Below are 565 nucleotides of genomic sequence, written 5' to 3' on the forward strand. Positions count from 1 at the left end.
CGGGGCAGATGCCTTTTTCCCATACCAGTTCCTGCGCAGGTATTCCATATCCGTATGGCTTAAACACACACGGAACCATCTCCAGTCATGCCCGTCATACAGTTTCAGGTATGCCTCATCTTTTCCCTCTGTCCCTTCGCGGTACATCACATCCCGGTAAAAGACCGGCATGGCATGGTTTTCACAGGTAAAATTCGGTTTCCCGGAGAGTTCTCCCGCTGCCTCCCACTGTTCCATCCGGCTTTCATAGGACGATACACTTCCCAGTGCATGCTGGATGGCAGCTCTTCTGAGATAAGAAGGCATCTTCGGAAAACGGATGTCAAAATCAAAGCGGGCATGGTTCTTTTTCGTTGTGTGAATCAGATGTTCTGCTGCATTAAAGCGTTTTTTTGCTTCCGGGATCATTTTCAGTTCTGCCCACACCTGTTCATAGATTTCCGTCAGATAGCTGACCGCCTGACGATAGATTTCCAGTGTCTGGCGGATTGGGATATTCTGTTTTCGTATTTCCACACCATAACTGGATACCGTCTGCATTTTCTTCTCCTCTGAACTGTTTTTT

The 565-nt window shown here is 47.8% G+C and carries 1 pseudogene; it reads right to left on the reverse strand.

What is annotated here, in order from left to right:
• Window positions 1-540: pseudogene (locus LJE11_RS19250) on the reverse strand (IS200/IS605 family accessory protein TnpB-related protein); the annotation flags it as partial.
• Window positions 541-565 lie beyond the last annotated feature (25 nt).

The sequence above is a fragment of the Blautia sp. DFI.1.216 genome (assembly GCF_020594215.1).
GTDB lineage: Bacteria > Bacillota > Clostridia > Lachnospirales > Lachnospiraceae > Blautia_A > Blautia_A wexlerae.